General features: G+C 38.8%; 1 protein-coding gene. It reads right to left on the bottom strand.

Going from position 1 to position 3,386, the window contains the following annotated elements:
* Nucleotides 1-3,386: surface layer protein SapB11 (locus Q0200_RS02220; protein ID WP_297937202.1), on the bottom strand; the 3,386-nt coding region annotated here is incomplete at both ends.

Below are 3,386 nucleotides of genomic sequence, written 5' to 3'. Positions count from 1 at the left end.
TTCTATATTTACAAGTCTAGTGTGAGACTCATTAGCGCTATCGAATGCTCCAACGATAGTTGAAGCACTAACATCGAACGTGTCATTGCCTGCGCCACTATTGATAGTTATAGTTTGACCTTTTGGATCTATATCCGCACTACCTGACGTCAAGAAGCTTCCAGTCTTGATAGTATTATTGCCTTCACCGGCATCGATTGAAATTTTTGTAGCTTTTTGATCGCCAGCCAAAGTAATCGTGTCATCTCCATCAGTAGCTTTAATAATCTCAACAACTTTACTTGCCGTGTTTGTAATAGTACCTTTTTCTACATTTTTTAAGCCGCTAAAGTCAATCTTTGTTAATTTTTCAGCATTGGTATCGTTAAACGTATACTCGTCGTTACCAGTGCCCATATCGCCCGAGATAGTAGCTGTTTTTAGGTCCTTACCTTCGACGCTTTCAGTACCGTTAACAAGCGAAAATTTAGCAGCGGCACTAACAACCAACTTATCAGCCTGAGCAGACGTAGTAATATTGGCAACGAAATCTTTTGAATTGATATCTTGCTTCATAGTGATGTTAACATCTGTCGAAAGCGGAGTTTGAGTAGAGCCTTTATAGACTACCGTATCCGCCACAATACTATTAAACACATTTGCGCCTATGGTTTTACTTAGATCTACGGTTACGCTATCGGCACTTACAGAACCTGTAGCGCCAAGATTAACGATGCCCTTTGTGTTTCCGGCGTCGATGTTTATACTTGTGCTATCTTTTACTTTTATCTTGCCATCTATAACGGCAGCGCTTTTTAGATCTAGGGCCCCAACAGTAACATCTTTGAATACGTCTTTTAGCGTAATATTTACATTTTTAACGTGATCAGCATTCATATTTCCTATATTTACGGCGCTTGGTGCGTTTTGACCCTTGATGCTGCTTAGGTTGATATTTACATTCTCAGCCTTTATATTAGAAATCAATACTTGACCCGTTACGCCTTTGGCTGTGAAGTTCAAATCATTCTTAACATCTATATTGTTGGCTATGTCAACATTAAATCTAGAATCGCTAATGTCAAAGGTAGCGCCGCTGTTTTTAGATTTGATTTCGTCTGCTATTTTAACGTTACCGATTTTATTAGCAACGAAAGTTATCTCGCCGCCTACGTCAAATTTATTTACTTCGATATCGTTTGTAACATTTTTAAAGTTGAAATTTGCTCCGGCATTTGTCGATTTTTTCGTAGTTACGTCACCGACTTTTAAAGCTGTTACGCGGCTAGAGCCTTGATAGACGGTAACAAGATCGTTTACGCTTAGCTTAATACCGTTTTCAGAATCTGTCGCTCCAAGATTATGAAGCTCGACTAAGCTTGCTACAGGCATATTAGCTAAACCTTTTACATTTATCTCAGATACGTATTGTAGTCCTTTATCCAAGACATCAAGGGCACCCAATGTAGCTATGTTTAGAGTTTTCACTCTCGCATCCTCGTGGATATCGAAAGTAAATTTCTTAGGATTATTGTTTGTTAGATTTATGGTCTTAAGCTCGTGAATATTTCTTAGGGCAAGGCCCGAATTTTCAACCATATTTACATTCACGTTGATTGTAGTAGCTTTTGGCGCCTCGATAACGCTAGCTGCATTATTTGTTAGGTCGCCATTTGTAGTTATAACCGATTTATCTAAATTAACAGTAAGATTTTTAGACTCAGAAACTCTTACTTTACCGATTATAGCCTTAGGCATAGTCGTGCCCTCTATAGCATAGTTGACGGTATCGACAAGATTGTCGTTTATATGCAACACGCCGTGGCCGTTTCCTACGCTAGTAGCTTTCGCATCCACTTTGTCTGTTAAATTTACAGTTTTTATGCTAGAGCTTGTAATAACCAACGTTTCATTGAGTTGACCGACCGTTAGACTCTTGACATCAGTTTGTCCTGTTAAGTCTAGAGCGCTCACGTTATCATTTTTATCAAAGATTTCGATACTATCGACACCCTTTAGTTGGATTTGCTTTAGCGAACTTACTTTTTCTATCTGAAGAGTATCATTGCCAGCGCCCATGTCTATAGAAACAGAGTTGGACTCAAGTTTTCCTACTTTTATCGTATCATTGCCGTTACCGCTTTTGATACTAGTATAGTAGGCTGATTCGGTTAGATCGGCGGTCAAATTTCCAGTAAGAGCAGATGCGTCAAGACTATTTACAAAATCTTTAGTATCAATATCTTTGTCTTTAGTGGATATGGTTAAATCCGCTTCGCCTTTTACAGTGATAAATTTGTTTTCTACATCTTTTATATAGCTAGCCTTTTCTCTAGTTGTTATATTTAGTGTTTCAATACCATTAAATTTGACTTTAAGAGAATTTTTATGGCTATCGTTTTCTGTATCAGGAGTAGCTCTACCTACATTATTTAAGGTCAAATTTTGTGAATCATTCTTACCTTTTACTAATTCGGTATTGTAAGCGATACCTACCTCGGTAGAGTCTTTTTGATCTATTACGGTTAAATCAACGATATTAGATAAATTTGTTACCCTAACGCCATTTGTTCCGTGTGTAGATACAGACTGCAAGCCCTCTACTTTGTCCGCATTAAACACCCTTTGAGTGTTTGAAGTATTTGCTAAATTTAACGCTTCTACGTTTTTAACATATCCCGTTGTAAAACCGGTAAAACTATCATCTATTTTAACGTTTAACATATCATTACCGGCTCCGCCGTCTATCTTATCCTCAACGCTTAAAGTGTTTCTATCTGCAAATGAGCTAGCGACGGCGCTATATATATCAACACCCACGCCGCCAGTCAACGTTTCTGCACCATTTGTCAAAGTATGCACGGTAGCGCTTGCTAATGCATCTATTTTTGCTTTTTGCTCATCAAAGTTTGTAGCCGTAGTGGTTCTAATAATCTCTTGGAATATAGCGTAATCATAGTTGCCTAAACTATCTGTTTGAATATTTGGTATTTTTTCAGCCATATAAGCAGACAAAGCAGTTTTGTTCTCGAAAATTTTAGCCGCCACCGGATCTGCCGCTTTCGCTAATGCAGATGTAGCTACTTCAAATAATTTAACTAGAGTTTCGCCTCTACTGTGACCTAGTTGTAGGTGAAGAACCCATGAATCGATACCGTTTGGATCTTGGCTGTAATCTTTGCCTAAGATGTTTTTATATATCGTTTCGATGTAGCCTTTATCGGTATCTATCGTATTACCATAGTACGCTAAAGCCGCAGGGGACTCCAGCATTAGCTGGGCTAGCTGTGCTTGAGTTTTATTGGCTCCTGCCGCCACCCATGCGTTAAAGCCTGCACCTTCCGGGGCACGGTTAAATAACGCTACGTAAAGCTGTGCAACTTGTGCTTGTGTTACTGCCATTAAGG

The organism is uncultured Campylobacter sp. (assembly GCF_938045225.1).
Classification (GTDB): domain Bacteria; phylum Campylobacterota; class Campylobacteria; order Campylobacterales; family Campylobacteraceae; genus Campylobacter_A.
Note: the sequence above shows the minus strand (reverse complement) of the source record. Positions and strands in the feature narration are given on the sequence as shown.